The 24,014-nt window shown below is 43.0% G+C and carries 26 protein-coding genes; 6 read left to right on the top strand and 20 right to left on the bottom strand.

The window, feature by feature from the left end; all coding sequences use genetic code 11:
* The first annotated feature begins 325 nt into the window (after nt 1-325).
* The gene (locus P6709_RS09380) at nt 326-826 is read left to right on the top strand and encodes a cupin domain-containing protein (protein ID WP_278240660.1); all 501 of its coding nucleotides are present in this window, start codon (nt 326-328) and stop codon (nt 824-826) included.
* 71 nt (nt 827-897) lie between these two features.
* On the opposite strand, the gene P6709_RS09385 is transcribed toward P6709_RS09380, so the two are convergent.
* The 5 genes from P6709_RS09385 to cydD all read right to left on the bottom strand — a co-directional run bounded on the left by P6709_RS09385 (nt 898) and on the right by cydD (nt 7,659).
* On the bottom strand, nt 898-1,356 hold the full coding sequence (locus P6709_RS09385) for a GNAT family N-acetyltransferase (protein ID WP_278240661.1): 459 nt from the start codon (nt 1,354-1,356) through the stop codon (nt 898-900).
* A gap of 54 nt (nt 1,357-1,410) precedes the next feature.
* On the bottom strand, nt 1,411-1,902 hold the full coding sequence (locus tag P6709_RS09390; protein WP_278240662.1) for a hypothetical protein: 492 nt from the start codon (nt 1,900-1,902) through the stop codon (nt 1,411-1,413).
* Complete coding sequence (locus P6709_RS09395) at nt 1,903-4,071, bottom strand: ATP-dependent helicase (protein WP_278240663.1); 2,169 nt, start codon at nt 4,069-4,071, stop codon at nt 1,903-1,905. It abuts the gene before it with no gap.
* Nucleotides 4,072-4,216: 145 nt separating this feature from the next.
* Nucleotides 4,217-5,932 carry a thiol reductant ABC exporter subunit CydC gene (gene cydC / locus P6709_RS09400; protein WP_278240664.1) on the bottom strand — a complete coding sequence of 572 codons (1,716 nt, stop codon included), beginning with the start codon at nt 5,930-5,932 and terminating at the stop codon, nt 4,217-4,219.
* The gene (gene cydD, locus P6709_RS09405; protein WP_278240665.1) at nt 5,929-7,659 is read right to left on the bottom strand and encodes a thiol reductant ABC exporter subunit CydD; all 1,731 of its coding nucleotides are present in this window, start codon (nt 7,657-7,659) and stop codon (nt 5,929-5,931) included. Before cydD ends, cydC begins: the two co-directional genes overlap by 4 nt.
* A gap of 271 nt (nt 7,660-7,930) precedes the next feature.
* Here cydD and P6709_RS09410 point away from each other — a divergent pair, with 271 nt between their 5' ends.
* The gene (locus P6709_RS09410) at nt 7,931-8,575 is read left to right on the top strand and encodes a hypothetical protein (protein ID WP_278240666.1); all 645 of its coding nucleotides are present in this window, start codon (nt 7,931-7,933) and stop codon (nt 8,573-8,575) included.
* A 213-nt stretch (nt 8,576-8,788) separates the two neighbouring features.
* Here the strand turns inward: P6709_RS09410 and P6709_RS09415 are convergent, their stop codons facing one another.
* The 3 genes from P6709_RS09415 to P6709_RS09425 all read right to left on the bottom strand — a co-directional run bounded on the left by P6709_RS09415 (nt 8,789) and on the right by P6709_RS09425 (nt 11,759).
* Nucleotides 8,789-9,388, bottom strand: coding sequence for a response regulator transcription factor (locus tag P6709_RS09415; protein ID WP_278240667.1), 600 nt, complete (start codon nt 9,386-9,388; stop codon nt 8,789-8,791).
* 2 nt (nt 9,389-9,390) lie between these two features.
* Nucleotides 9,391-10,518 (bottom strand): sensor histidine kinase, encoded by a 1,128-nt coding sequence (locus tag P6709_RS09420; RefSeq protein WP_278240668.1) that lies wholly within the window; start codon nt 10,516-10,518, stop codon nt 9,391-9,393.
* 188 nt (nt 10,519-10,706) lie between these two features.
* Complete coding sequence (locus tag P6709_RS09425) at nt 10,707-11,759, bottom strand: fatty acid desaturase (RefSeq protein ID WP_278240669.1); 1,053 nt, start codon at nt 11,757-11,759, stop codon at nt 10,707-10,709.
* A gap of 250 nt (nt 11,760-12,009) precedes the next feature.
* Between P6709_RS09425 and P6709_RS09430 the strand changes: the two genes are divergently transcribed.
* Nucleotides 12,010-12,954, top strand: a complete 945-nt coding sequence (locus tag P6709_RS09430; RefSeq protein ID WP_278241059.1) for a M23 family metallopeptidase — start codon at nt 12,010-12,012, stop codon at nt 12,952-12,954.
* 227 nt (nt 12,955-13,181) lie between these two features.
* On the opposite strand, the gene P6709_RS09435 is transcribed toward P6709_RS09430, so the two are convergent.
* The 9 genes from P6709_RS09435 to P6709_RS20535 form a co-directional block, all read right to left on the bottom strand.
* A complete protein-coding gene (locus P6709_RS09435) occupies nt 13,182-13,988 on the bottom strand; it encodes a glycerophosphodiester phosphodiesterase family protein (protein WP_278240670.1) in 807 nt (268 codons plus the stop codon).
* Nucleotides 13,989-14,061: 73 nt separating this feature from the next.
* The gene (locus P6709_RS09440; RefSeq protein ID WP_278240671.1) at nt 14,062-15,165 is read right to left on the bottom strand and encodes a Ger(x)C family spore germination protein; all 1,104 of its coding nucleotides are present in this window, start codon (nt 15,163-15,165) and stop codon (nt 14,062-14,064) included.
* Nucleotides 15,162-16,247, bottom strand: a complete 1,086-nt coding sequence (locus P6709_RS09445; protein WP_278240672.1) for a GerAB/ArcD/ProY family transporter — start codon at nt 16,245-16,247, stop codon at nt 15,162-15,164. Before P6709_RS09445 ends, P6709_RS09440 begins: the two co-directional genes overlap by 4 nt.
* Nucleotides 16,248-16,253: 6 nt before the next feature.
* Nucleotides 16,254-17,753 (bottom strand): spore germination protein, encoded by a 1,500-nt coding sequence (locus P6709_RS09450; RefSeq protein WP_278240673.1) that lies wholly within the window; start codon nt 17,751-17,753, stop codon nt 16,254-16,256.
* Between the two features lie 188 nt (nt 17,754-17,941).
* Nucleotides 17,942-19,102, bottom strand: a complete 1,161-nt coding sequence (locus P6709_RS09455; protein ID WP_278240674.1) for an FAD-dependent oxidoreductase — start codon at nt 19,100-19,102, stop codon at nt 17,942-17,944.
* Between the two features lie 39 nt (nt 19,103-19,141).
* On the bottom strand, nt 19,142-19,498 hold the full coding sequence (locus P6709_RS09460; RefSeq protein ID WP_278240675.1) for a hypothetical protein: 357 nt from the start codon (nt 19,496-19,498) through the stop codon (nt 19,142-19,144).
* Nucleotides 19,499-19,546: 48 nt separating this feature from the next.
* Nucleotides 19,547-19,816 carry a 30S ribosomal protein S14 gene (rpsN, locus tag P6709_RS09465; RefSeq protein ID WP_278240676.1) on the bottom strand — a complete coding sequence of 90 codons (270 nt, stop codon included), beginning with the start codon at nt 19,814-19,816 and terminating at the stop codon, nt 19,547-19,549.
* Between the two features lie 233 nt (nt 19,817-20,049).
* Nucleotides 20,050-20,274, bottom strand: a complete 225-nt coding sequence (locus tag P6709_RS09470) for a hypothetical protein (RefSeq protein WP_278240677.1) — start codon at nt 20,272-20,274, stop codon at nt 20,050-20,052.
* Between the two features lie 239 nt (nt 20,275-20,513).
* Nucleotides 20,514-20,597, bottom strand: a complete 84-nt coding sequence (locus P6709_RS20535) for a putative holin-like toxin (RefSeq protein ID WP_408606141.1) — start codon at nt 20,595-20,597, stop codon at nt 20,514-20,516.
* A gap of 235 nt (nt 20,598-20,832) precedes the next feature.
* Between P6709_RS20535 and P6709_RS09475 the strand changes: the two genes are divergently transcribed.
* The 3 genes from P6709_RS09475 to crcB all read left to right on the top strand — a co-directional run bounded on the left by P6709_RS09475 (nt 20,833) and on the right by crcB (nt 22,844).
* Nucleotides 20,833-21,957 carry an NADH-dependent flavin oxidoreductase gene (locus P6709_RS09475; RefSeq protein WP_278240678.1) on the top strand — a complete coding sequence of 375 codons (1,125 nt, stop codon included), beginning with the start codon at nt 20,833-20,835 and terminating at the stop codon, nt 21,955-21,957.
* A 123-nt stretch (nt 21,958-22,080) separates the two neighbouring features.
* Nucleotides 22,081-22,467, top strand: coding sequence for a fluoride efflux transporter FluC (locus tag P6709_RS09480; protein WP_278240679.1), 387 nt, complete (start codon nt 22,081-22,083; stop codon nt 22,465-22,467).
* On the top strand, nt 22,464-22,844 hold the full coding sequence (gene crcB, locus P6709_RS09485; protein WP_278240680.1) for a fluoride efflux transporter CrcB: 381 nt from the start codon (nt 22,464-22,466) through the stop codon (nt 22,842-22,844). The genes P6709_RS09480 and crcB overlap by 4 nt, the downstream gene beginning before the upstream one ends.
* A gap of 69 nt (nt 22,845-22,913) precedes the next feature.
* Here crcB and P6709_RS09490 read toward each other — a convergent pair whose 3' ends face one another.
* From P6709_RS09490 to P6709_RS09500, 3 genes are read right to left on the bottom strand one after another with little or no spacing between them, the layout of a single operon-like run.
* Entirely contained in the window at nt 22,914-23,483 is a 570-nt protein-coding gene (locus P6709_RS09490; protein ID WP_278240681.1) for a manganese catalase family protein, read from the bottom strand.
* Between the two features lie 16 nt (nt 23,484-23,499).
* On the bottom strand, nt 23,500-23,763 hold the full coding sequence (locus tag P6709_RS09495; RefSeq protein WP_278240682.1) for a spore coat protein CotJB: 264 nt from the start codon (nt 23,761-23,763) through the stop codon (nt 23,500-23,502).
* A 15-nt stretch (nt 23,764-23,778) separates the two neighbouring features.
* Nucleotides 23,779-24,003: a spore coat associated protein CotJA gene (locus tag P6709_RS09500; protein ID WP_278240683.1), complete on the bottom strand. Its 225-nt coding sequence runs from the start codon at nt 24,001-24,003 to the stop codon at nt 23,779-23,781.
* Nucleotides 24,004-24,014 lie beyond the last annotated feature (11 nt).

The raw sequence follows: 24,014 nt of genomic DNA on the forward strand, positions 1-24,014 counted from the left end.
GAAAGCCTCCGGACGAAGCGGAAATGAACCGGTCCACTTTCCTTTTTCAAAAAATACATTCCTTGCAAAAAAACAGTAGACTGTTGTTCAAAATTACTAGTACGAGTGAAATGACAAAAGAATAGGTTCATTGCAGCGGAAACCGGGGACTCCTGCGTGATGAAGCGGGAAGGTGAGACCATGCCGATGTGAAAGCATCAAAGGGGCTCATCTCCCGCCACGCGGAAAGCCTCCGGACGAAGCGGAAATGAACCGGTCCTATTTTAAGTACCTCTTCCCGACTTCAGCATAGGATACTAATAAAGCCGGGAAAGGACTGATTAGCATGTATTATAATCCATATGGTTACTATAATAATGATCCATACCAGACAATCCGATATGATTCTTACCACTCCAACGCTGGAGATCAATGGTACCGATTACCCGACTACGGACCCGCTCCGTACGTTGTAAACATTAACGAAGCCACACTGCAAAACAATGCTTTTCGTTCTGCTTTATGGACTGGAACCCATTTGCAGCTGACACTCATGAGTCTTAACCCGGGAGAAGACATCGGTTTAGAAATGCACCCAAACGTAGACCAGTTCCTGCGTATTGAGCAGGGCAATGGTGTTGTTCAAATGGGAACCACCAATCAATCAGTCGAATTCCAAAGCAATGTGATGGATGATTCCGCTATTTTTATCCCCGCCGGAACCTGGCACAATCTAATTAATACAGGAAGTACACCTTTGAAGCTCTACTCTATTTATGCTCCGCCCAATCATCCATTTGGAACGGTTCACACCACAAAAGCAGATGCCTTAGCTGCTGAAGAATAGTGAGATTCATTCCGATGAAAAAAGCCTTCCATAATGGAGGCTTTTTTGCTTTTATTATTCAAGACCTGGCGTCATGATAATTTTTTAGTCATAAATAAGCTGTTAGGATCCTCTTTGTACCCGTTGAACGGTGGGCAGAAAGTAAAGCCAAAACGCAAATAAAGCTGCCTTGCAGGTTCGAATGCTTCCATTGATCCGGTTTCAAGGCTAATACGTTTATAGCCGCGGCAGCGCGATTCATCTATTGCATGCTCAAGCAGCCTTCTTGCGACACCTTTTCTTAAATGGGCTTTTGCCGTTCTCATCGATTTAATTTCACCATGCTGAGCGTCAATCTCTTTTAATGCTCCGCAACCGAGCAATTCCTCTTCTTCCCACACACTCCAAAACGTAATATTCGATTTTTTCAGCTCTTCAAGACCAAGTGCATGCTTGCTTTCCGGCGGAGAATGCTCAAGCATCCCTGACAGATGCTCTCTGATCAGTTCCTTTATCTTAATGCCTGAAAGATCGTCCAATTGGATGTTCATATCTGCTATCCTCCCTTGCGATTATCCATACAACAGATGACGCATAGTAAAAGTTTATTTTCCTACCCTTTTTTCATGTCGCTCTTTTGCTTTTGCAGTTGATTTTTCAAGGGAGACATATTCATCCGTTTTATGAGCAGAAAGTTCATGTTCGCATGCAAAGATGTAAACAGCTTGAATGGCAGCATCCGAAAAACGAACGAGTCGAATTGAAAAACCTTTTTGCAATCCAATGACCACGCCTTTAGATGTCCAGCCGAAACGGCAAAACAGCATTCTTTTTATTTTCTCCGGAGGAAGCGACAGTTGATAAATAGACTTAGAGAACAACTGGATCGAATAGTGCAGGGCTCCCGATTCCACTTTAATCTCAAAACGGAGAAAACCCAGCAGTAAAATTCCACTTAAAAGAACGATATACACCCACAGTGCCGGTCCTGCCTGATTTTGCATCATATAGGGAAGCGGCAAAACTGCGAAGAAGAAAATGAGAGCAAACGTCCATTTTTGTGGTTTGGCGGAGTAAGTCGTGTTCTTCTCGCCCATTTACTGGTCACTCGGTTCAAGCAGTCCCATGGTCAAGCACATTTCGATGGACAGCTTTTTAGTTGATTTCGTAAAGCGGATTTCAAGGCCCTCATCAACAAAGCCAAGAATTTCTCCCCGTCCGAAGACCCGGTGCTTGACGTTTCTGCCGACTTCCAGCTCTGAAACTCTTGTCAGGGCATTCGGGTTTTTCGGGACCGCCCGTGTATGGATGGAGGCTTCTTCTTTTTCTTCCGGCGGATTGATAATGTGATTCACATTTAATAAAAATAGAGAAGGTTTTGTGGCCTTGCCGTTGCGCATTCGGTAAGACAGGAGCTCCAGATGCTCCTGGGCTCTTGTCATTCCCACGTAGAACAATCGTGCCGCTTCTTCCATTGGCTCCTTATTCCCCTCATCGCTTTCTTTTTGATCACTTTTGGAAGGAATCACATCGGCAATCAAATCCATCATATAAACATTCTTAAATTCCAATCCTTTAGAGCTATGCAGGGTGGAGAGGGTTACTGCGTTTTGATTTTTATTGAACTTTGATGTTTTCAGCAGAGATTCCAGATGCTTTAAACGGGCAGCGAAGCCTTTCATTGTTTCTTCTTTTCGCGCAATTTCTTCAAGCGTCATCAGAATATCTTTCAAATGATCCATTGAGAAGCCCAATCGCTCACTCATTTTCTCAAGCGCCTTATCATAGCCTGCGCGCTCCCGGATCAGCTTAATCACCGCATAGGGTGCTTCGTCCTTCATTAAATGAAAGGTTTGTTTTAATGCTTTCACCTGTTTAATTTGATAATCCTTTAATGGAACATGCTGAATCAGTTTGTCCCATACGGAATCCTGGGAAGGCACACCTTTGAGCTGCTGAACCTGCTGCTTTGTAATATAGCCCTTGCACTTTGAGTGAAACTGCTCAAAAACATCGATGCGTTTATCGTTAAACGTCAGCCGCATAAAATTCAGAATATCTTCCACTACCCAGTGAGAAAAAAACCGCTGATCTGAATCTTTCATGTAAAACGGGATATCCGCGCGGTCAAGTTCGTTCATCAGCAGGATGGCTGAACTATTCGTCCGGTAAAGCACAGCTGCTTCATTGTAATGGGTTAATGAAGCAAGCTCCCTTCCAATATAGCGGGACTGATCCTCATAATCGGGGAACACTTTGATGCTGATTTTATCTCCTTCCTCATTTTGAGTGAACATATTTTTATCGTACCGGTTTTTATTTCGTTTAATAAACCGGTTGGCAGGCTCGACAATTTGAGGAGTGGAACGGTAATTTTGCTCCATCATCAAAATGGTTGCGTCCGGGTAAACCTTTTTAAAATCCAGTAAATATTGCGGTTCGGCCGCCCGCCATGTATAAATCGACTGGTCGTCATCTGCTACAACACATAAATTACCATGCTGCTGCACAAGCTTTTCGATTATAGCATGCTGCACAAGTGAGGTATCCTGGCTTTCATCTGTCAGAAGATACTCGTATTTTTGCTGATACTTCTTCAATAAGCGTCGATTCGAGGCAAGCGCTTCATTTGCAAGCGTCAGCATGTCATCATAATCAAGCAGGAGATGCTTTTCATTCTGCGCTTTTGTTTCTTCATATTGCTCAAAAATTCTTTCTGCCTGCGGGACTTCACATGGAACGGTTGACCACTTTTCTTTCGGCAGCAGCTTATTTTTTATAAAGCTGATATAGCTCGAAAGTTCCTCAAGCTGGTCGTCTGTGATCGCTTCCCCGTTAAGCTTTTGAAAGAGATTTCGAAGGAGCATCTTTTTGTTGGCAGCCGGATTGGCAGGATCAAAATTCCCCTCAATCAGCTGGTACTCCATCCCCTGCTCCCGGCAATGCTCCCGCACCACGGAAAATGCCAGTGAGTGGATCGTAGAAAAATCAACTGGCTCAAGCGCTGGAAAAAACCGTGCAAACCTGCTTTTCATATCTTCAGCTGATGCTTTGCTGAAGGTGACTCCTTTAATACGTTCCGGTGAAATTCCTTTAACCTCAATTAAGTAGCCGATGCGCATAATAATGGTGGTTGTTTTACCCGAGCCTGGTGAAGCCAGTAAAAGCAAGGCCCCTTCCGTATGCAGCACGGCTCTTTTTTGAACCTCATTAAGGGAAACCTTCAGCTCCTTATGTTTTCTTAGAAAAAATTCTTCTGCACTCATTTTCAAACTCCTGACACGTTAATTTATCAATGCCTTGATTGTATCATTTTGAAGAAGTTTTGTGGAAAGGTCGTGGCAAAGGCAAACTCACTCCATAAAAAAGACGTCCGGAAATGATCTTTTCCGGACGCTTCTTATGCTGATCCTAACCAAAAACACTTTTTTCAATTTGTTTCATTTCATAAAAGTAGCCTTGCTTAGCCATGAGTTCATTAAATGATCCGGCTTCCACGACTTCCCCTTTTTCCATTACTATAATCTGATCCATTTTTTCAAGACCTGTGAGACGATGACTCACGAGAACGAGCGTATCATCAGCAGCCTGCTCGAACAAACGCTCATACAGAACCTGCTCAGTCAGAGCATCAATCGAGGACGTAGGTTCATCTAAAATCCACAGCCGCTGTCCTTTCAGCATGGCACGGGCAATCGCAAGACGCTGTTTTTCACCGCCGGAAAGATTTTCGCCGCGCTCAAGGACCTCGCTGTCGAGATCAAAATGAGGCAGTTCAACTTGATGAAGGGCATTTTTATACTCTTCATCTGTAAAGCCGGTTCCTGCAAGCTCAAGATTTTCCCGAATGGTGCCGTAGAAAAAATGATTATCCTGCAGGACGACATTTGATTTGGACCAGATATCCTCATCTTTTACGTGCTTAATGGATTGTCCGCCCAGCTGCAGATCACCTTCGCTTGCTTGAAGCACTTTTAATATGAGCATCAGCACCGTTGATTTCCCTGAACCGCTTGGACCCACAATCGCCGTTTTTGAACCCTCAGGAAGATAAAAACTCACGTTACTTACTGCTTGCTGCTCTTCACCTTCAAATTGATAAGTAAGCTCTTTTAAACGAACAGACAGCGCTTGTGATTCGGGCAGTGAAGTGATGGGCTCTAAAGTGCCTGCTGGCGCTTCTTTGACCACCGAATACAGCCGGTTTGAAGCAGTCCTGCTTTCTTCCAGATTCCCAGGCAAAGCCGCCATTGGGGTAGCATTTTCAAAAACGGTAAGAGAAATCATCACCAACATCGCTAAAAACAACCCGTCAAACTGGCCTTCTGTTACCAGATAGGCACCAAGCGCCAGCACCACCCATGAAACCATCAGGGAGACCGCTGTATTAACTGACTGGTTGAATATCAATTGAACCCCTTCGCGCTCCTGCTCCTGAATATATTTCTGAGAAGAAGCTTTCAGCAGATTTTCTTTTTCATCTAAACGCTGATACAATTTCAGCTCCCGGAAGCCATATAAAAGCTCCGTCACTTCTGTCGAAAGTTCTCCCCGCTGTTCACGCACACGGGAATCAATTTTGCGCTGGCTTAAAGCAAAATAAGCAGGTACGACCAGAGCTGTTAACATAAGTCCCACGACCAAAACGAGCGCAATATACACGGAGAAAAACATCGTAAAAGCAATGGTGCTTAAAAAAACGATGACCAGAACAATGGGCGGATAATACACACGCAGAAAGAAATTTTGCAGACTTTCAACGTCTCCGACAATCCGTGCCAATAAATCTCCGCTTCTGTATTTTTGATAAATGCCCGGGGCAAGAGGTTCAAGCTTTTCAAAGAAATTAACTCTTAAATTACTCAAAATTGAAAACGTAGCTCTATGAGAATAAAGGCGCTCTCCATACCGGCTGACTGCTCGGGCCAGCCCGAACATTTTCAAAAGCGCAATCATAACTGTCAATGCGTAAAGAGGTGGAACCAGGGCCGCCTTAGATATCAGATATCCACTTGAAGCAAATAAACCGACAGCCGTAATTCCCGCCAAAAAACCAAATAAAATGGACATAAAAATGTCTTTTCTTTCACGCCCTACTTCCTTCAAAACAATGGACAGGTCCTTCATGCTGAATTCCCTCCCTGCTGCAGTGACACCATGCTGCGATAATCAGATTCTTTATCCATAAGTTCTTCATGAGTGCCGGCACCTTTCAGTTCACCGTCATCAAGGAATAAAATAAGATCCGCATCCTGAATGGTGTGCAGTCTGTGTGCAACCGTGATGACTGTAGATTTTTTTGAAAGCTCCTTAATGGATGCCTGAAGAATTTGCTCGGTCTTTAAATCAAGCCCGGTAGTTGGTTCATCAAACAAAATGATGGACGGGTTTTTTAGAAATGCTCTTGCAATGGCCAAACGCTGCTTTTCCCCGCCGGATAGTCCCCGTCCGCCTTCTCCGACTGGCGTATCATAGCCTTGGGACAAAGAGGATACCATTTGCGATATCCCTGCTTTTTGAGCAGCCGCTATTATGTCTTCACGTGCTGCCTGTTTGCCCCCGCCTATAGCAATATTTTGGGCAATGGTGCCTGAAAACACATATGGTTTCTGTGATATATAGCTGACTTCATTAAACCATGCTTCTTCCGAATAATTCGATAGTGGGTTATGTTCAACTTCAATGCTCCCGTTTGAAGGCGCCACAAGTCCGGCAAGTAAATGAAGCAAAGTGGATTTACCAGAACCGGAGCGTCCCACAACCGCCACTTTCATATAGGGTTTGATTTCAGCAGATACACCTGTCAGCTCAAAGCCTTTGTCCCCATATTTAAAACCTGCTTCTTTAAGGTGGATAACTGGAGGATTGGAAACATCAAGCTGTCTTTCACCCCACGCCACAGGCTGGTCGTCCTTTTCAAGTTCATCTATAATCTTTTTTGCAGCCCCCATGCTGCCTCTTCCGGTATGAAAAGCGCTTCCCAGCTCTTTAATCGCTAAATAAAATTCCGGAGCCAGAACCAGCAGAAAGAATGCAGTGAAAAAAGTGACACTTTCAAACACCACAAGCCGAAGACCAAGTTCAAGCGCGATCAGGCCGATGCTCAGCATGGAAATATACTCAAGCATTAAGGAGGAAATAAACGCCACCTTCAGCACATCCATTGTGGCATCTCTGAACCCATAGCTGCTTTCGCGTATCGCGTCCTTCTGTTTAGCGGCCCTTCCGAATAGTTTCAGCGTAGTCAGCCCCTGAAGCGTGTCCAAAAAGCGACCCGAAAAAGCCGCCATTTTATCCAATTGCTCTTCTGATTTCTTTTGCGTCTTAATGCCAATGATAATGAAAAACAGCGGAATAAAAGGTGCTGTAATGATCATCAGAAGGCCGGTATAAAGATGCTGGCTGAAAGCAATAATCAGAATCATCAATGGAATAATGGACGTTTGGATCACCTGCGGAATGTAGCGGCTGAAATAGCTGTCAATCTCATCCACTGCGTCCATCATGACACTTACCTTTTGACCCGACTGTCCCTGAAGCGAAGCCTGCACCGGGTTTTTTGAAAACTTATCAAGCAGCCTCCGGCGAAAATCCTGCTTCACCTTCGACGCCATACGGACTCCTGCCCGTCCGCTCGCAAAAGTAAGTGCAGCCCGCAGCAGCAATGCAAGCGCCAGCCAGCCTAGAATCGGGACAATGGATTCAAACGGATGACCCTGTAGAAAAACACGATCCACCGCAAGCACAATTAAATACGCCTGAGCAATGATGCTCAAACCAGTTAAAATAGCCGTGGCCACTAAAAAGATCTGCGTGCCTTTATATTGTTTAAGATAAGGATTTAAGACATTCATGTAGTAATTCTCCTATCAACAAGCAATTTTCATCCATGAAATCATTTGTGAACTTATTCACATATTGTTTATTTTAATTATACCTAAGTATAAACGTATTTTCATCTTTAACGGGTCGGGATATGCGAAAACATGTGAATGATGTGTCAACATGCCTATCCGCATTAGACCAGAATGAAATTTCCATAACAATAGATAATCAATACAATGAAACCTGCTTTATAATAGTACTTAAATAAAAAATTCCCATTTTAGTTCACAGGAGGAGATAATGGTTGTTTTTTTAGTTAAATCAATAAATGTTAATTTCAGTCAGGAACCAAGAAAAGTGATTCACTCCATATTGCTGTTGATTGCCGGGGTGTTGTTAGGGGTAATGGCAAAGGTTCTCGATGAAACTCCCAGTAATTCATTACCTTATTTACTGGAGGTATTGGATTTGAGGAACTTTTTTTCCCGCATAGGTGTTTGGATATTTCTTGCGATGCTGATCACACTCTACAGCAAATCTCCTTTTAAATCTGCATTAAATGTTTTCTTGTTTTTTGCAGGCATGGTGGGCAGCTATTATCTTTATACCGTTTTGATTGCCGGTTTTTACCTAGGAGATTATATGATGATTTGGATTTTTATAACTGGAATTTCACCTTTTTTGGCTTTTTTATGCTGGTATGCAAGAGGAAAAAGCCTTATGGCTGTTTCTTTGTCCTCATTATTAATTGTGGTTTTTTCAAGACAGGCTTTTGGATTTGGAATTGGGTATTTTCACATTAAACATGTACTGGAATTGGTCCTCTGGTTTGCCGCGATAGGAGTGTTGTATCGTTCTCCCAGGCAGATTATCAAGGTGATAATCGTCGGTTTGATTCTTCACTTTCTGACAACTGAGATCCAATTTTTCTGGGGAATGTTGTAGACGGTCATGCTATATCCATATGTGTAAGCAAAAATCAAATGCGTAGAAAGGTGAGGGGAAATAAACGCAAAGCTGCTGTGAGTTAAAAGATGTCTGGACCGGCCTGGGCAGGGTCAGCCCGCACAGGCTCATATCCTTTTCCACAGAAATCGTTTGCCTGCAGGGCAGTAAAGAATCTTACATAATAGCCGGGTCACAAAAACGCCTATCCAGTTACTTAAACCAGCCCTTCTCCTTAAAACGGGAAATCGCTTCTATGCGGTTGCTGACCTCTAATTTATCCAGGATAACTGAGATATAGTTGCGCACGGTGCCATTTGTGATAAAAAGTTCGCTTGCGATTTCTTTGGTGTTTTTACCTTCTGCAATGAGTTCAATAACCTGTTTTTCACGCTCGGTCAACGGGTTTACATCTGCAAAAGCCATATCAACAAGCTCAGGCGCGTATATGCGGCGGCCTTCCATGATCGTGCGGATTGAATTAGCTAATTCATCGCTCGGACCGTCTTTGAGCAAATAGCCGCTGACGCCTGCATTTCGGGCACGCTCAAAATAACCGGATCTTGCAAAGGTTGTCAGGATGATGATTTTGCATGGATGATCTTTTAGTTCAAGCGCTGCATCGAGCCCGCTCATCAATGGCATCTCAATATCCATAATACAAACGTCGGGATTCTCCTGCTTTACTAATTCCAGCGCTTCTTCTCCATTTCTGGCTTTTCCCACAATTTCCATATCTTCCTCTAAATTAAGAAGGGACCCCAATGCACCAAGCAGCATCCCCTGATCCTCAGCTAATACAATCCGGATCATTGTTACTCCTCCTTTGATTCTTTAATAACAACAGGCACCCGTATCGTCAATGATGTACCTTCTGCAAAACGGATGTCCATTGAACCATTCACAAATTCAAGACGCTCTCTCATCCCCTGCAAACCGTTCCCGTTGTCACGATCCACACCTTCTGCCAGACCATTGCCATCATCCTTAATAAGGAGGCGAATTTCTTCAGATGTCTGCAGGATGCTGATCTCACAAAGGTCAGCTTCACTATGCTTTACGACATTTGTAACGGCTTCTTTTAAACACATACTTAAAACATTTTCCACAAGAAAAGGTGTGTGATGCAAAGTATCTGTTCCCTGTATATCAAAAGCAATCCCGGCAGCGTTTAAAATCTGCTTCACATGCACCAGCTCATCTCGAAGCTTTGTGCCCCTCATATCTGAAACGAGTTCCCGCACTTCCTTCAGAGCTGTTCTGGCTGTTTGGTTGACATCCAGCATTTCCTTTTTAGCTGTTTCAGGATCGGCTGTCATCAGCTTCCCGGCCAGGTCGCTTTTCAGCCCAATCAGCGATAATTTCTGGCCAAGTGTATCGTGGAGATCCCGGGCAATTCTTTGACGTTCCTCCATGACAATAAGCTTGGAAATACGCTCATTTGCCACCTCAAGCTGTGTTTCGAGTTTATCCCTTTTATTGCTGTTATACGAATTCAGCGGCAGAAGAATAACGCCGATTACACTGATTAACACAAAAGGAAATTGAGAGAAAAACAATTCGTCCTGCGTAAAAAAAGCGATATTCACGGTAGCAATCGTCGTTAGCACAAGAATTCCATATAAAATAAAAAATCCTATTTTATTTTGAACATTCCCCACCATAAACGCGAGAAATAAAGCGAAATAAACAAAACCGAATATGACTGTCATCGCGATACTGATCGCAATGGCAATCCCTACCCACACGTAGTTGACCCATCCTTTCGTTAAAAAAGTCAGTCTATACGCAATGAAGAAAAGCAAAATCATTAACACACCTACCGCAATTTCAATCCAGGAAGAAGACCTGAAAATAAAATAAAACGGAAGCATACAAAAAATGATCCATATGTAAATATTCAAACCCGTATTCTTTGGAAAAATATTATACCAATTACGCACCCAAGCCCTTCCTTTCTTTTCTATATTATATCAAAATACCCCTGCAAACTCACCGTAAAAAGCCAGCCTCCTCTGCTTTTTCAGTATACCAAAAAACGCGTTAGTGCAGTAAAGGGGCCAGGCCCCTTTACTGCACTAAAGAACTCCAAAAACAAAACACCCGCCCAATTGGACGGGTGAAGTAAAGGTTATTTTCCTTCAACACTGCTTATTTTACGGTTAAGCTGCACATTCAGTTCTCCTGTTTTAATACGCTGCTTCACTTCTTTAAAGCTGACAAATGTTTTACGGCTCTCGTCATACAGGCGGAATCGGATCGATTGAAGACTTGATCCCATTGTGATGGTCGTTGCCTGATGAAGAGGCGGAGTGGATTCGTGCGCTTTTTCCAGATTGTAATTGGGAACACGCGGGCTTAAGTGATGCACATGGTGATAGCCAATATTGCCGGTTACCCACTGAAGCACTTTTGGCAATTTGTAATAGGAGCTGCCGTCCACTGCGGCTTTAACATAATCCCACTCTGATTCATCTTCAAAATAAGAGTCCTCAAACTGATGCTGTACATAAAACAACCAGATGCCAAGCGAGCCTGACACAAACATAACCGGACCATGAACCAGCAAAAATGCCTGCCAGCCGACTGCCCAAATCATCAGGCCATACACAGCGATAATCGCTGCATTTGTTAAATACGTATTATTTCTTTCTTTTTTGCGTGCATCTTTGCGATTCATGCGGTTTGTTACAAAGAAAAGGTAAAGCGGACCGAGTCCGAACATAACTAGCGGATTGCGGTACAGACGGTAAGCCAGTCGTTCTTTAAAAGAAGCAGCGGCGTACTCATCCACTGTCATAATCCATACATCTCCAACTCCGCGTTTATCCAGATTACTGCTGGTTGCGTGATGGATCGAGTGCTCTCTCTTCCACTTTTCAAAAGGGAACATGGTAATGACGCCGGTAACCGTACCCAATATTGTATTAATTTTTTTATTTTTAAAGAATGATCCGTGACAGCAGTCATGGAAGATAATAAAGATTCTCACAACGAATCCTGCAGCCACTACAGAAAGTGCGAGTGACAGTAAAATAGATATCGATAAGCTTTGATAAGCTAAAAACCATAATAGAAAAAATGGTGGAATGGTATTAATCATTTGGCGGACACTTGCTTTAAAGTCTGATTTTTCAAAAGGTGAGACACTTTTTCTAAGTTCAGCCGTTTTTTGTTTACTCATATTTGCCTCCCAAGCTAAATCGTTTTTGTTGATCTTATGACCTCATCTTAAAGCTTTGCCAAAAAAGAAAGAAGTCATGAGTGTCAACTCTTATTCATGACATCTGTCATGTTCCGATAAAATAAGGGATTTTCTTCTGCCGTTTAACCCGGAATTTGGAATGATGAAACAGAAGAAGAATGGAGAAAATAAATGTAGCCGGAATTATGGAGGGTTGAATGTGAAAAGATTTAGTTTGTGCAGCATCTTAATGTTTGTTCTCTTCACCTCTTCTTTGTCTGCCGAGGCGAAGACCTCCAGGGAAGAATTATTGTCCGAGCGGATGGAGTATTATATTCAATACGGCACCGAACACTTTATTCCCTGGTACTACCTTGCTGCTATCGATCAGTTTGAGCGAAATATTCAGCTTGTCCGTGATGACATTCCAAAAAGAGACAGTTCTATTGCCATTCAATTTCATGAAGATTACTGGGCCGGCTCCATGAATCCAAATAAAGAGGACACCTCCCCTGCTACCATTGATCTTTTCGGAGGCAAAGGCCTTGATGGAAATAATGATGGAAAAGCGGATCGCAATAATGTAGAGGACGTTCTTTATACCATGGCCGCTTATTTAAGTGAATTTGGAAATGCGGAAGAAAATTTCTCCATAGCTCTGTGGGAGTACTACAGACGCGAGGAAACGGTGCGTCAGATTATGACCATCTCAAAGATTTATCAGCAAAATAATACGCTTGATTTATACGATCATGTTTTCCCTCTTCCGAAAGAGCATAATTACAGCTACCGCAGCACCTGGGGCGATAACCGGGGGTGGGGCGGCAAACGGATTCACGAAGGCACCGACCTCTTTGCAAATTACGGAGTGCCTGTCAGAGCCTCTACTCACGGCGTAATTGAAGTAATGGGCTGGAATGAATATGGCGGCTGGCGTGTCGGCATCCGGGATATTCACAATATCTACCACTACTTTGCTCATCTGGGCAGCTTCAATAAGGATCTTAAAAAAGGTGACGTTGTAAAAACCGGAACCATTATCGGGTATGTTGGCAGCTCCGGTTACGGTAAGGAAGGAACAAGCGGGAAATTCCCGCCGCATCTGCATTACGGCATGTATTTAGATAACGGACGAACGGAATGGGCATTTGACCCTTATCCTTCACTCCGCATTTGGGAAAGACAGCAAAATTAGAGGCTGGGACAAAAGTGTCTCAGCCTCTTTGACCGGTCCACTTCACTTCAGGAGGACGCTTTCCGCAGGGACGGCGCTGAGCCTCTCCAGAGCGTTGCTCTGTAAAGTCTCAGCTTGCCGTCATATACTGCAGGAGTCGCCACCTTCCGCTCAGCTCCCCTCATACTATTAATAGTTACTACCTCATTTTTAATTTTGTTTAACTTTGTTCCAACTTCTTTCTTTTGCTATTCCAGTTCCTCTATCTCTTCAGGAATAACATAATCTGTGTAAAATCCGTGCACGTCAATTTCAAAGAATGTATACATTTCATCTAAGTCATTAATCGTGTAGACATAGGTGACAATACCCTTTTTGTGAAGTTCCTCTACTAGCGATTCATTCACTCTTGCTTTTGAAATGCCAACCGCGCGCAAATCATGTTTCCGACAAAATGCGAGGATTGATTCGGGAGAGTGGTTTTCCCTTCCCACAATATACAAAACATCCTCAAAACCATAGCTCCTTATAATGTCTATGTCATCGCGGTAGTACATTTGAGGGATCAGCCGTTCCACTATTCGCTGGTCCACATCCTTTATTTTTTCCCCGACCTGCTTGTAAAGCTTTTCGGTGTCTTTAGAGGAGGTCCCCTTCCCATCAAGGAGCACATAAATCTCAGGATGCTTCTCCATCAGTTTAATGACGCTCTCAAAGTCAAGCGGGGTAAAGTGCAAATAGTAAGGAAGCTTAATGAATTTACTATAAGAAAGAGCTTTATTTTTCGGTTTAAACTCCTGACCATATGTCTCGTCCCAGCCATGGCGTGCCACAAGATGTCCATCACTGGTGAGGGAAAGATCAATTTCTATCAGCTTATAGCCATTGCTGTAGCTATTGCGAAAAGCCTGTTCACTATTTGTATAGTCCTTTCCTTTAATTCCTCCTGCTGCGTGTGCAATGAGTTTGTGCTTAGTCCATGCATATGAATCCACTTTTTCTTCAGAAGGACTTATCCATGACCATAAAACCATGAAAAGCAGTATATACTTCATTCTTCAACACCTCAATTACAGTCTTCCTTTGTAGTATGAGCTATTTGAAACATCAAATTCCTGCAAATCCTCTTTAGCGTAAAGTTCCTGTGGCTAAAATCTGCATTTCAACCTTCAAATTGTACTCCATGTTTTCAAGAACCCTCTGATCCATTTCCTCAGTCCACTCTCCATGATGATACATTCGAAAGTTCTCGGTTAATCCAACAGGATCGATCCCTTTCTCCTTCAGATCATCGATAATCACTTCCACCTGCTCTTCAGTAAACTTTCGCACCTCTTCTTCCATTTTGGAATACTCACTGCTTTTTGAGAGGTCTTTTTCTCCACGATATTCATAAATGCTGCCTTTTAATTTTATGGTAATATCAAGAACCGGATGATCTACATCTTTGTTGGAGGAGTAATCAACTTCTGTATTCAGAAAGTCGATCACGACTTCTTCTCTTTCCTCCCCGTTTGAACTGAGAGGTATTGTGGCAGCAGGAATTTTTCTTACCCCGGAAAGCATCTGAATAATTTGCCCTTCTTCCCTGGAGTATACTTCTTCCATTTTGTCATGTTTAAATAGGGCAATGCCTGAAAGCTCAACGATGCTCTCTTTGTGTTCAAGATAAGGAACCATGATGTCTACTACAGGGTTTGAATGAGCGTACATAAAATTATGGATGGTCGTAAAAGGACTGAACATAATATGCGGCTTCGGCTTCAAAAGGGCGTTCATATACGTCACGATACTTGGCTTATCAGGATAATCACCATTAAGAAGTCCTTCTGCCGTATCTTTAACGATCACCACAAACACATTTCCGCCAATGACGGGATTTCGGTAAAGATGCTCTACTACTTCCCACATTTTTCCGCTAGTCGCGAATTCTTCATTAAATAACACAACTCTCAATCCGTTTAATTTAATTTCCTTATCCGCCTGCGAGGAAAGATCTACAATGGCTTCTTTGATCATGCCTGCCTGCGTGGTGTATATTTGATTTGTCTGTTCTGTGGAAGAGCTGAACTGAGGAATGGCAAGCGTCACCTTCATATCCTCTTCATCTACATAATCAATGCCAATTAAACTCACCAAGGCTACATCTTCTACTGCACTTGGTTTAAGTTCAGAAGCACATCCCATCAAAAGCAGGGAACAGGAAATAAGCCATATAATCCGTATATTCATGATGAAGCCTGCTTTCTTCTGGATTTCACCGCATGAAGAAGAATTAAAAAATTTGGCCATAGAATAATGGCAAATTTAAAATAAAATAAATTATCGTAAATCAATTCCTGGGTGTCTTTTGAAAAAGGAATATTGATAAATATAAAAATGCAAATAGAGATCAGATATACATGATACGTTTTATTATTAGAACGGAAAGCATCCATCCCCTTTTTTGCCACCCATAAATACGCAGCCGCACTCGAAAGAATTAGAAATACCCATAGAGAAATCCCCAACACATCAATCCGTTCAGCAAATGACAGTTCAACTGCCTTGTACAGCTTTAAAATAGGGTAGAGAACTTCTTCCATCTGCCATTCTGAAAAATACATCACACTCACGATTGTTACCCCGGTATAGATTAAAATCGTAATCCAAATACCGATGCTTGCATTTTTAAATGCCTTTTTCTGGTTAATAATATAGGGGAAATACGTCATAATAAGCTCATATCCACAAATAGCAAAATACCCATTGCGGGTGGCTAGTAAAAATTCTTCCAAGGTGAAATTTGAAACCGGCAATAAATGACGAACATCCCCCTCAAATATGGGCCACTGAAGAAAATAGATCATCCACACCGTCAGGAAAAAACTCATTACACAAAATCGGGCGATGGATTTTATTCCGCCATGCACCACATACAGCAGAAGGATAAAAAAGATAAACAAAGGAGTTGTAATGGTTCTGTCAGGCAGTGCGATAATCATGATTAAATCAAGATATCCCTCTATAATTGAGGCGATAAAAATAATCAGATACATAACCAAAAATAGATTAAGGGCTTTCCCTAAAACCTTGCCAATCATTTTTTCATTTAATGTGAAGATATTATCCTGTGGATAGCGTAAAAACAGCCAAATAATCGGGATGAGCGTCAGGTTTGCTATGATTCCAAGCATCAGCGGGAGCCACCACTGGCTGTACCCCATTGAACTTAACTGATTGGGCAGAGACAGAAGTCCGAGTCCTACCATACTGTTTTGAACAAGGAAAACAACGTGGTATCCTTTTAGTTTTTTCAGCTTATTGTTATCCACTCATGTTCACTCCTCATCCAGCGGGCTAACACGATTTCTTTTCACTACAGAAATTCCTTTTTTGAACCGCAGCAGCCCCACTGGCAATCGAAGAACACTATCGAGAAGATCCGTCCATTTTCTTGGGATCCCAGGAGCTAAATACGGTTTTCCAAGAGAGGTTAAATTCAATAAATGAATAAACAGCCACGCAAGCGCAATCATTTGCCCGTAAAGTCCGAACATTCCTGCAGATAAAATAAAAACATAACGGATAAACCGGCTTGTATTGCTCATCAGAAAATTAGAAGGCAAAAAGGACAATAAAGCTGAAATCGCGACCAGCACGACAAGCATATTGCTAATGAGTCCCGCTTCAACTGCTGCTGTACCGATGACAATACCGCCAACAATACCGATGGTCTGACCGATCTTAGTTGGCATTCGGGACCCCGCTTCTCTTAAAATTTCAATAACCAGTTCAATAAAAAGCACTTCGATGACAGGTGGAAACGGCACGCGATCCCTGGATTCCTGAAGATTAAGAAGCAGCTCAAAAGGAAGCAGCTCCGGATGGTAAGTGAGAGCAGAGATATAGGTTGGCGTTAAAATAATTGTGACAAAAAAGCCAAAAAAACGGAGACTGCGAAGAAGTGTTGCGGTCATCCAGCGGTTGTAATAGTCTTCCATTGGAACAAATAATTCAAAAAAAGACGTGGGACAAATTATAACCGATTGACTGTTATCCATAAGTACTACAATTCTTCCGTCCAATAAATACTGCATAGCCATATCAGGTCGAACCGTCATATTGTATTGAGGAAAAGGAGAAAGCGGATGATCCTCGATCAGCTGCTTCAATACCGATATATCCAAAAAGCCATCATAGTCCGTTCCGTTGATTTTCTGCGAAATACAGTCCAAATCTTCCTTATTCACTAAATGCTCAATATATAAAACAGCGACCTTTGTATTCGTTTCCGTACCGATGATATAATCCTTATTTTTTAAATCCGCATTCGTGATCCGTCGTTTGATCAGCGACAGATTGGTCTCAAATGATTCTGTAAAAGAATCCTGAGGACCGATAACGGTAGATTCTGTTTGCGTCTGCTGAATCGCCCGGCTTTCAGCGCTAAACGTTTCGAGCGCATAGAACTGATTAGGCTTATGCAGATAAATCACTGTATATCCAGTGGTAATTAAATTCAGTACATGACTCAAATCATCATTCTCAAGCTTATCCGCTGCATGAATAACGGTTTCCTGATGCCGCAGGATTGGGTTAACCACCATTTCATGTAAAACGGTCGTGCCCACAAACGATTGATAATAAATCAGTGTGACAAGGCCTTCAGACGTTCGAATCGGCTTGTACTGAACGTCCTGTACATCCTTAAGCATTTGTTTGATCGCTTCCAAGCTTACAGATCTTGATTTGGCTGATTGCTTTTGAGGCTGGGTCTTTCCCTTTTGACCAGACACTTTCTTTTCCAGGACCTTCCCCAGCATCTTGATTAGACCCATACCTTCACATCCTTATTTTCCATCATCTTTATTCTTTTATTTATCTCCTTCTGAAAGGGGATGTATACGTTTTTCTCAGTTTTTTAGCATCATAGACGCAAATACCAAAGCTTGAAGTGAGCACAAAAAAAGTCCAAAAAAATCATCTCACTCTCTCTTGAGAATAAGACGATCCTTTCAGACTTTTCCTATCTTTGACCAGCTATGCGCTCAGCTGCTTTTCTTGCGCCGGCGATATTTCTTGAGGACGGTCCCAATTCAAGCTCTGCAAGGGGCCCGGAAACAAATAAGTGCTCACACCATTGGAGGGATTCGTCTACAATAGGAAAACCGCAATTCGCACATTGAAGCTCATGTTCCTGAATAAGCTCCTGCAGCCACCCTGCTTCCATCACACTGTTTGAAAAACCTGTAGCAAACAGCACCGTTTTCGCCTCTGCCGTTTTGTTTGAGTGTGTAAGTTTCAATTGAATAGATGACGATTTCTTTGCCCATGAATCAACTTCATCTAAAATAAACGCAAAGGCGCCTTCCTCTTGAAGCTTTTTTAACCTGGAACCAAGCTCCCGGGGAACAGAGCCTTTATGGCGCACCTCAGTAAGTACCTTTCTTCGTTTTTCATACGACTCCAATTGTACAAATGATCGCATATTTTTAGGTCCCAGCCAGCCGGGATCGCTGTCAAAATCATGAATACGATTTTCATGACGTGCAATTTGCGTGACCTTTCCCGGAAAGAGCCTAGCCAGTTTAATCACAAGATGGGCGGCAGTGATTCCCCCGCCGATTACAGCCACTGGAGGAACAAAGGAAGGAACTTTTTCCTCAAAGATATGCCCTGCCTGGTTCGGATAGGAAGCATTAAGCTCCTGTCCCCATTCAGGCGTATATAACTTATTGTTGGTTCCGGTTGCGACCACAAGATTCTCACTTCTTAACCGCATCCCTGTATCTATTTGGACTTCCCAGGCAGCATTTATCTTGTTTATTTTTTCTACGCAGCCTTTTACCCATGCCTTCTGCAACTCCACTTCCTGAAAAACTGCATCACTATGCTCGTTAAACAGGGAAAGAGAGGGCCGGCTGTACGGTCCATAAAAAGCGTTCTTGCTATCCTCTTGTTTGCCATACGCCTTTAAGCTGAAAGGATTAACATCGACATGATGAACGCCGGGAGATCGAAGAAACGGCATTGAAATGGTTTCAGTCCGTTTTTTCCATTGATAGAGAGGCTCTGGATATGGATCAATGATCTTTATACGGTTGATATCGGTTTTCCGGTTCTTCAAAAGAGACGCCGCAATGGTGCACCCATGAATTCCCCCACCTATAATGATCCAATCATACATCTCCTATTTCACCGTACCCTTCAATAAGCTGTCCTGCTTTTACATATCAACATGAAAAATCATCGTATTGCCGCTTCTATTGCTCTTGCTTCCAAGCACTTCCGCAGATACATCTGTCCACTTTACACGTTTCATTTTTTCTTCCAGCTGATCATCAATTTTCATTTCGATTTGTTTCATTTTTACCATCGTTTTTTCAAAGGACAGGCCAAATCGATCTGAAGCCTGCTGGTGAGGCGAATGCTTCACTAATAGAGTCATAAACTGGTCGGAAGTGCTTGATTGGGCAGCAAGAGAATCTTCCATCTCAATAATATACTCATATAATTGTCGTTCATCTTCCGGCAGTTCGCCTATAATCTGACGTGCCATAATCTCCATTAAATGCTGGTTCACCCTAAACACCTCCAATTGATTAAACGATTTGATCCTAGTATTGAAATTCTACCAGCTGGCTTTTTTCACACCTGGTACCTGACCCCTATGCGCATATTCCCTGAATGCAATTCTGGACATTTTAAATTTACGCAAATAGCCTCTCGGACGTCCTGTTACTTCACAGCGGTTTTTTAAGCGGGTAGCTGCTGAATCACGAGGTAATTTCTTCAGTGCCTCATAATCCCCTTTTTCTTTTAATTCTCTTCTTAAATCTGCATATTTTAACACCATTTCCTGGCGTTTTTTCTCTTTTGCCACCTTAGACTTTTTAGCCATTTAACTCTCTCCTTTTAAATCGTAATTATTACGTTTTATTAAGTAAATCATATTCATTACGATTTATCAACCGATATTTTTAAAAATCAAAAGAGCTTGGGACAAAAGTGTCTCAAGCTCTTTGAACGGTTCTCTGTGCTTCAGGTGAAGGCTTTCCGCTCTGCTCACCTTGTACTAATATATACTGCTTCATTTTTGATCTTTTTAAGTAAAACCCACCGTCTAAGCCTGGGTCAGCCTGTATAATTTTCTACAATCATTAATATAAATACACTGCTCATAAGTGCAGCATTGCATATGATCAGGATTAAATTGCGGCCCGCTGCAGCAAAAACCAGACCCGCAGCTCCAAGTACGAATGTCAGCCAAATGGCCGTTTCAAGTCCGAACGTGATCTTAATCAGCCATAAGAGTACACCGGCGACAAAGAAAAGCAATGATGTTTTTGTTTTATTCATGGCTGCCTCCTGTACATTAGGTTAGTATATCCTTATTTTCCCTCTGTGCACTTCATTTTAAACATAGGAATCTGCCCGAAAGCCGACATATTCATTTAACATATAAAATATGATATACTAACAAACAAAAGACGCTTGGTGCTCGAAACACCAAACGCCGGCAATAGAACGCCCTCTAAGGGGGGCAGCATAAAGCAGACAACGAATAATCCACCTGAGCCGCCAAACTCAAGGGTGGATTATTCTTTTTTGTTAAATGACAAAATCGAAACGACGAGACCTGAGAACGCGATCATCATCATAATTCCTTCGAACGTTGTCAAACAGCATCACCCCCTTTTCAGCGGGATGTGCCGACCACCCTTGAGAAACGATTCTATTGTTAAAAACAGTCTATCACATCCAGGATCGTTAAAAATGGGTGATTAGTCCGAGAAAGCGCAGTAAGCCATCTGAATGGTTACCATTCGTCAGGCAGTTTCCTTTTGTAACTCATCAATTCGGCGTATACTACTTCTTGTACCAAAACTGATTGATTATTAAAGGAGGCTACAAATCATGACAGCATCGTTTTTAGAACCTTTTACATTTAAAAATGGCGTTACGCTGAAAAATAGAGTAATGCTCGCTCCTATGACGAATTTTGCTTCGAAGGAAAATGGGGAAGTATCACAGGAGGAAATTGCCTATTATGAAGAAAGATCTGAAGGCGTTGGAACGGTCATTACCGCTTGTGCCAATGTAACAGCAGACGGTAAAGGTTTCCCAGGCGAAATCGGTGCAGACCGTGATGAGTTAATCGACAGCCTGTCTACTCTTGCAAAGGCTATACAAAATAAAGGCGCAAAAGCCATTCTTCAAATTTTCCACGGCGGCCGCATGGCTCCACCAGAACTGCTGCCTGATCATCAAACCGTGAGTGCAAGCGCCGTTGCGCCATTGCGCGATGGAGCGATGACACCGCGCGAGCTTGAGTCAAGTGAAATAGAATCCATTATTAAAGCATTTGGCGAGGCAACACGCCGGGCGATGGAAGCTGGATTTGACGGAGTTGAAATCCACGGGGCAAACACGTATTTGCTGCAGCAGTTCTTCTCCCCTCATTCCAACCGTAGAGACGATCAATGGGGCGGCACGCTGGAAAAACGAATGACATTCCCGCTCGCAGTTGTAGAAGAAGTGCTAAACGCAGCAAAAGACGATTCTTCCTTTATCGTCGGCTACCGCATTTCACCGGAGGAAATGGAGAATCCAGGCATCACCATGGAGGACACCCTGACATTTGTGGATCGTTTAGTTGAGGAAAAGCTCGATTATCTTCATGTTTCAGTTCAGGACTTTAATGCAGGTTCAATGCGCGATTCAGAAGACAAAGCCTCCCGTGTTCAACTGATTCAAGACCGGGTTGGCGAAAAAATCCCGGTGATCGGAGTCGGTTCCCTTCACACACCGGAAGACGTGGAAAAAGCAATGGCAGGAGGCGTTCCTCTAATTTCTCTTGGACGCGAACTCATCATGGAACCAAAATGGGTTGAAAAAGCAGCGGATAACAGAGCGAATGAAATCAGAACAGATTTATCTGTGAACGACCGGGAAGCACTGGTCGTCCCTGAACAGCTTTGGCAGGCAATAATCAATACACCTGGCTGGTTCCCTGTACGTGAACATTCAAAAACGGAATAAACATTTACTAAGCCTGAGGCAGATTTGTCTCAGGCTTTTTGTATGGAACAAATAGGCCGTGCCTTCCCCCTGCTGCTTTATGATAAACTGATTTCAAACGAGGATGCTGGAGGATGTGAAAACGTGATACTCAAAAACGTACTTGCTATAGCAGCAGGCGGAGCGCTCGGGACTTTATCCCGCTATTTCCTGAATGCTCAAACTCTCTCATTTTGGAATGGCTTGCCTGTCGCCACCGTTCTTGAAAACCTTTCCGGCAGCTTCCTGCTTGGCCTGCTTATCGGAGTTCTGATTCACCGCCCAACAAAAGAATGGGTAAAGCTTGGTTTAGGCACAGGCTTTTGCGGCGGATTTACGACGATGTCGACACTGGCTTCAGATACCTTGTTTATGAATTCCACCTATTCACCCTTTCACTCAGGCATATATGTGGCTATATCACTTTTCGGAGGAATCATTTTGGCCTTTGCCGGTCTGCATTTAGGTGAGAAATGGGGACAGCGCCTATGAATCTCGTACTCGTGAGTATTGGAGGAGGACTGGGAGCAGTCTGCCGCTATTTAATGGGAATTTTGCTGCAAGAAAAATTTCCATCCACTGTCATCCCTACTGCTATGCTGAGCGTAAACCTTCTGGGCTCGTTTGGACTGGGTCTATTTTTAGGCTTTTTTTATGGTTCCATTCCAGCCCAGCCCATTCAGGACCCCATTTACCTGTTATTTGGCGTCGGCTTCTTTGGAGCGTTCACGACCTTCTCGACCTTTAGTGTGGAAGCTGTTCAATTACTGCGTGAACATTCCTATACAAGGGCACTCGTTTATATAAGCCTCACCATTGCCGGAAGCGTCTTTATTTTTTTGCTGGGGTTATGGATAGGCAGCTCATAACGGTGAAAAAGGTATTCGCAGTTCCGCTTACCGGACTCCGGATACCTTCTTTTAGTGTGAACGCATTTTTTAAAATACCTTCTTTTGATCCCTGTCTTCTGAAATCATAGCAACCGCTTCTCTAAAGCGCTGGGAATGAACAATTTCCCTCTCACGCAAAAACCGGAGTCCATCATTTAAATCCGGATCATCAGACTGATCAATGATCCATTGATAGGTCGCTCTTGCTTTTTCTTCTGCTGCAATGTCCTCATATAAATCGGCAATCGGATCTCCTTTTGCCTGAATATAGGAAGCGGTAAATGGAACGCCTGCAGCATTATTATAAAATAAGGCACTGTCATGGCTCACATAATGCTCGGCCAACCCCGCTTCTCTCAACTGCTGCGGCGTAGCATCCTTTGTCAGTTTGTAAATCATGGTGGCGATCATTTCCAAATGTGCAAATTCTTCCGTTCCGATGTCCGTTAATAATCCAATTACTTTATCAGGGATCGTGTAGCGCTGATTTAAGTACCGCAAAGCAGCCGCCAGCTCCCCATCCGCCCCGCCGTATTGTTCCATCAGGTACTTGGCAAGCGTAGGATTGCATGTACTGACCTTAACAGGATACATTAGCTTTTTTTCATATGTCCACATATGCCCACCTCATTTTCTATACTTGCCAAGGCCAGGGAGCCTCACTCCATTCCCACCTTTGATTATTTCTCATCGGCATGCCGAATCGCAAAGGCCCATGCTGCGCTTCAAATTCCGTCTTTAATTTTAAGCTGTGAGCTGCGTAATGATTGTACTGCTCAATCGCTTGAGCGTCATTGGGATGTGTATCAAGGTAGAGAACCAGCTCAAAAATCACAAAATCAACTGCCTGAATTTCCTCCAGCTGCTTATAATATTCCGGGCTCAAAGGCTGCGCCATAGGAGTTGACCTCCTTTATTTTTTCTTATAGGGATTCTCATAATAATCATAGAACGGAACCCAAAGCGTTCCCTTCCTAAGAGCTTCAATGGCTGAAAACTGTTTGAAATTTGGAGGCTGAAAACCAATAAATAAATTCGGAGGAGTTACGTAATACTTGACTCCAATAGGGGGACACGGATCAAAAGGACCTCGAAACGGTGCATACGAACGCCTGAACGGAACATGTCCGTGTGTCATTTTTTTCACCT

The organism is Jeotgalibacillus sp. ET6 (assembly GCF_029667115.1).
GTDB lineage: Bacteria > Bacillota > Bacilli > Bacillales > Jeotgalibacillaceae > Jeotgalibacillus.